2 tRNA genes and 2 rRNA genes are annotated in these 5,511 nt (G+C 48.3%); all 4 read left to right on the top strand.

The window, feature by feature from the left end:
- Positions 1-386: 386 nt before the first annotated feature.
- Positions 387-1,925: ribosomal RNA gene (locus tag ACT3QQ_RS13530) — 16S ribosomal RNA — on the top strand.
- Between the two features lie 75 nt (positions 1,926-2,000).
- Positions 2,001-2,077, top strand: a tRNA-Ile gene (locus tag ACT3QQ_RS13525).
- Positions 2,078-2,086: 9 nt separating this feature from the next.
- A tRNA-Ala gene (locus ACT3QQ_RS13520) sits at positions 2,087-2,162 on the top strand.
- Positions 2,163-2,511: 349 nt separating this feature from the next.
- Positions 2,512-5,367 (top strand): 23S ribosomal RNA (locus tag ACT3QQ_RS13515).
- The 16S and 23S rRNA genes sit together here with 2 tRNA genes alongside, the layout of an rRNA operon.
- The last annotated feature ends 144 nt before the right edge of the window (positions 5,368-5,511 follow it).

Raw genomic sequence — 5,511 nt, 5'->3', positions numbered from 1 at the left:
ATAACTAACCCAGTTAACTTGTTGAAACAAATTACAAAAGAAGCTTGACAGAATATTAAAAGATGATATGATGGTCAGCTCGCTAAATAGGATAAGCCACATTGGCTTGAATATTTAGTTTGAAAAAACTAGCACTGGACGACAGTGTCAGACATTATTTAAAAGCATAACTAAAGAACAACTTGTGTGGATTTTTGCTGATTCAGAATGCTAAAAAATAAAGTTGACTATCTTTTCTTTTCGGAAAGATTATTAACTATAAAAATTATCATTTAAGACAGCAGAAAAACTCAAAGTTAATTCATTACGAACATAATTTTTAGCGATTTTGCCAGATTAGATGAGCCAAGTTTAGAAGCTTCTTTAAAGAGCTTCATAGCAAGATTAAACTGAAGAGTTTGATCATGGCTCAGATTGAACGCTGGCGGCAGGCTTAACACATGCAAGTCGAGCGGAAACGATAGGAGCTTGCTCCTAGGCGTCGAGCGGCGGACGGGTGAGTAATACTTAGGAATCTACCTAGTAGTGGGGGATAGCTCGGGGAAACTCGAATTAATACCGCATACGTCCTACGGGAGAAAGGGGGCAACTTGTTGCTCTCGCTATTAGATGAGCCTAAGTCGGATTAGCTAGATGGTGGGGTAAAGGCCTACCATGGCGACGATCTGTAGCTGGTCTGAGAGGATGATCAGCCACACCGGGACTGAGACACGGCCCGGACTCCTACGGGAGGCAGCAGTGGGGAATATTGGACAATGGGGGAAACCCTGATCCAGCCATGCCGCGTGTGTGAAGAAGGCCTTTTGGTTGTAAAGCACTTTAAGCAGTGAAGAAGACTCCGTGGTTAATACCCACGGACGATGACATTAGCTGCAGAATAAGCACCGGCTAACTCTGTGCCAGCAGCCGCGGTAATACAGAGGGTGCAAGCGTTAATCGGAATTACTGGGCGTAAAGCGAGCGTAGGTGGCTTGATAAGTCAGATGTGAAATCCCCGGGCTTAACCTGGGAACTGCATCTGAAACTGTTAGGCTAGAGTAGGTGAGAGGGAAGTAGAATTTCAGGTGTAGCGGTGAAATGCGTAGAGATCTGAAGGAATACCGATGGCGAAGGCAGCTTCCTGGCATCATACTGACACTGAGGCTCGAAAGCGTGGGTAGCAAACAGGATTAGATACCCTGGTAGTCCACGCCGTAAACGATGTCTACTAGTCGTTGGGTCCCTTGAGGACTTAGTGACGCAGCTAACGCAATAAGTAGACCGCCTGGGGAGTACGGCCGCAAGGTTAAAACTCAAATGAATTGACGGGGGCCCGCACAAGCGGTGGAGCATGTGGTTTAATTCGATGCAACGCGAAGAACCTTACCTGGTCTTGACATATCTAGAATCCTGCAGAGATGCGGGAGTGCCTTCGGGAATTAGAATACAGGTGCTGCATGGCTGTCGTCAGCTCGTGTCGTGAGATGTTGGGTTAAGTCCCGCAACGAGCGCAACCCTTGTCCTTAGTTACCAGCGGGTTAAGCCGGGAACTCTAAGGATACTGCCAGTGACAAACTGGAGGAAGGCGGGGACGACGTCAAGTCATCATGGCCCTTACGACCAGGGCTACACACGTGCTACAATGGTAGGTACAGAGGGCAGCTACACAGCGATGTGATGCGAATCTCAAAAAGCCTATCGTAGTCCAGATTGGAGTCTGCAACTCGACTCCATGAAGTAGGAATCGCTAGTAATCGCGGATCAGAATGCCGCGGTGAATACGTTCCCGGGCCTTGTACACACCGCCCGTCACACCATGGGAGTTGATTGCACCAGAAGTGGATAGCTTAACCTTCGGGGGAGCGTTCACCACGGTGTGGTTGATGACTGGGGTGAAGTCGTAACAAGGTAGCCGTAGGGGAACCTGCGGCTGGATCACCTCCTTATAGACGCATTCGGTCAGCAAGAATTCACAACAAGTTGTTCTTTAGTTTAAGCTTACGTTTTTGACAAACGTATTAGGGTCTGTAGCTCAGCTGGTTAGAGCACCGTGTTGATAACGCGGGGGTCGGTGGTTCAAGTCCACCTAGACCCACCATTTTACAATGGGGCCATAGCTCAGTTGGTAGAGCGCCTGCCTTGCACGCAGGAGGTCAACGGTTCGACTCCGTTTGGCTCCACCACTACTAAGACGGTTTAAGTAAGCTTTAGGTGCTAGATAAATAAAATAGGTATTAAATAGAAACAAGTGATTGTGATTGATTACTTCTTTCTGTTTTATACAGAATCTGTGACTCGACGAGAGCATAGAGACTATTTAAAAACATAGATATGAGTCTGGGTTAGGAAGCGCGTGTTCACGCGCACTTCCTAACCTTAGTAATCGACCTCTTAACGACATCAGTTGTTATCCCAGGGGTTGGTTGCTAAAAAAGTAAAGAGAACTGAATCAAGCGTATAAAATTAGGTGATATCGTTATCATAATTAGATTGTATGACACTTAGAAGTCGAAAGACTACTTGGGGTTGTATGGTCAAGTAATGAAGCGCACATGGTGGATGCCTTGGCAGTCAGAGGCGATGAAAGACGTGACAGCCTGCGATAAGCTTCGGGGAGGCGGCAATATCCTGTGATCCGGAGATTTCTGAATGGGGAAACCCAGCTAGCATAAGCTAGCTATCCTAATTTATTAGGAAGCGAACGAGGGGAAGTGAAACATCTCAGTACCCTTAGGAAGAGACATCAATTGAGATTCCCCTAGTAGCGGCGAGCGAACGGGGAGAAGCCGATTAGTGCTAATGTAGAAGAACAGCGTGGGAAAGCTGACCGTAGTAGGTGATAGTCCTGTATTCGAAACATTAGCGTTAACATATTAAGTAGAGCGGGGCACGAGAAATCCTGTTTGAAGATGGGGGGACCATCCTCCAAGGCTAAATACTCCTGACTGACCGATAGTGAACCAGTACCGTGAGGGAAAGGCGAAAAGAACCCCTGTGAGGGGAGTGAAATAGAACCTGAAACCGTGTGCGTACAAGCAGTGGGAGCCCACTTGTTGGGTGACCGCGTACCTTTTGTATAATGGGTCAGCGACTTATATTCTGTAGCAAGGTTAACCGTTTAGGGGAGCCGTAGGGAAACCGAGTCTTAATAGGGCGTCTAGTTGCAGGGTATAGACCCGAAACCGAGTGATCTATCCATGAGCAGGTTGAAAGTGCCGTAACAGGCACCGGAGGACCGAACCCACTGTCGTTGAAAAGCCAGGGGATGACTTGTGGATAGGGGTGAAAGGCTAATCAAACTCGGTGATAGCTGGTTCTCCCCGAAAGCTATTTAGGTAGCGCCTCGGACGAACACCATTGGGGGTAGAGCACTGTTTCGGCTAGGGGGTCATACCGACTTACCAAACCGATGCAAACTCCGAATACCGATGAGTGATATCCGGGAGACACACGGTGGGTGCTAACGTCCATCGTGGAGAGGGAAACAACCCAGACCGCCAGCTAAGGCCCCAAATTCCTAGTTAAGTGGGAAACGAGGTGGGAAGGCATAGACAGCTAGGAGGTTGGCTTAGAAGCAGCCATCCTTTAAAGAAAGCGTAATAGCTCACTAGTCGAGTCGGCCCGCGCGGAAGATGTAACGGGGCTCAAACTAGGAGCCGAAGCTGCGGATTTGAATTTGTTTTCAAGTGGTAGGGGAGCGTTGTGTAAGCCTGTGAAGGTGTGTTGTAAAGCATGCTGGAGGTATCACAAGAGCGAATGCTGACGTGAGTAACGATAATGCGAGTGAAAAGCTCGCACGCCGGAAGATCAAGGGTTCCAGTCCAACGTTAATCGGGGCTGGGTGAGTCGACCCCTAAGGCGAGGCCGAAAGGCGTAGTCGATGGGAAATCGGTTAATATTCCGATACTTGTTTATAATGCGATGGAGGGACGGAGAAGGTTATGTCAGCCTGGCGTTGGTTGTCCAGGTGAAAGGATGTAGGTTTATAGCTTAGGTAAATCCGGGCTATTTTATACCGAGATCTGATAGCAAGTCCTACTTGTAGGACGAAGTGGCAAATACCATGCTTCCAGGAAAAGCTTCTAAGCAATAGTTATAAACGAATCGTACCCTAAACCGACACAGGTGATCAGGTAGAGAATACCAAGGCGCTTGAGAGAACTCTGCTGAAGGAACTAGGCAAAATGGTACCGTAACTTCGGGAGAAGGTACGCTGTTGATGGTGATAGGACTTGCTCCTTGAGCTGTTGGCAGTCGCAGATACCAGGCTGCTGCAACTGTTTATTAAAAACACAGCACTCTGCAAACACGAAAGTGGACGTATAGGGTGTGATGTCTGCCCGGTGCTGGAAGGTTAATTGATGGGGTTAGCGTAAGCGAAGCTCTTGATCGAAGCCCCAGTAAACGGCGGCCGTAACTATAACGGTCCTAAGGTAGCGAAATTCCTTGTCGGGTAAGTTCCGACCTGCACGAATGACATAATGATGGCAGCGCTGTCTCCAGCAGAGACTCAGTGAAATCGAAATCGCAGTGAAGATGCTGTGTACCCGCGGCTAGACGGAAAGACCCCGTGAACCTTTACTACAGCTTTACATTGAACTTTGACCTGACTTGTGCAGGATAGGTGGGAGGCTTTGAAGCCGAGACGCTAGTCTTGGTGGAGCCAATCTTGAAATACCACCCTGGTCATGTTGGGGTTCTAACTCAGGTATAACAATACCGAGGACAATGTATGGTGGGTAGTTTGACTGGGGCGGTCTCCTCCTAAAGAGTAACGGAGGAGTACGAAGGTGCGCTCAGACCGGTCGGAAATCGGTCGTAGAGTATAAAGGCAAAAGCGCGCTTAACTGCGAGACCCACAAGTCGAGCAGGTACGAAAGTAGGTCTTAGTGATCCGGTGGTTCTGTATGGAAGGGCCATCGCTCAACGGATAAAAGGTACTCTGGGGATAACAGGCTGATACCGCCCAAGAGTTCATATCGACGGCGGTGTTTGGCACCTCGATGTCGGCTCATCTCATCCTAGGGCTGAAGCAGGTCCTAAGGGTATGGCTGTTCGCCATTTAAAGAGGTACGCGAGCTGGGTTTAGAACGTCGTGAGACAGTTCGGTCCCTATCTACCGTGGGCGTTGGAAATTTGAGAGGATCTGCTCCTAGTACGAGAGGACCAGAGTGGACGAACCACTGGTGTTCGGGTTGTCATGCCAATGGCATTGCCCGGTAGCTACGTTCGGATGGGATAACCGCTGAAAGCATCTAAGCGGGAAGCCCACCTCAAGATTAGATTTCCCTAAAGAGCCGTTCAAGACTAGGACGTTGATAGGCAGGGTGTGGAAGCGCAGTGATGCGTGTAGCTAACCTGTACTAATTGCTCGTTTGGCTTGACCATACAACACCCAAGTGGTTTGTATACAAGACTAATTAATCTGTCACAGACAGAACATTTCGATATCACCTTTAACCTTGATTCAGTTAGGTTAAGTGATACTTAGTCAAATAAGTAAAACTATAAACAGACTCATATCTAACCCCC

The organism is Psychrobacter sp. AOP7-A1-24 (assembly GCF_052376235.1).
Lineage (GTDB): Bacteria > Pseudomonadota > Gammaproteobacteria > Pseudomonadales > Moraxellaceae > Psychrobacter.
Note: the sequence above shows the minus strand (reverse complement) of the source record. Positions and strands in the feature narration are given on the sequence as shown.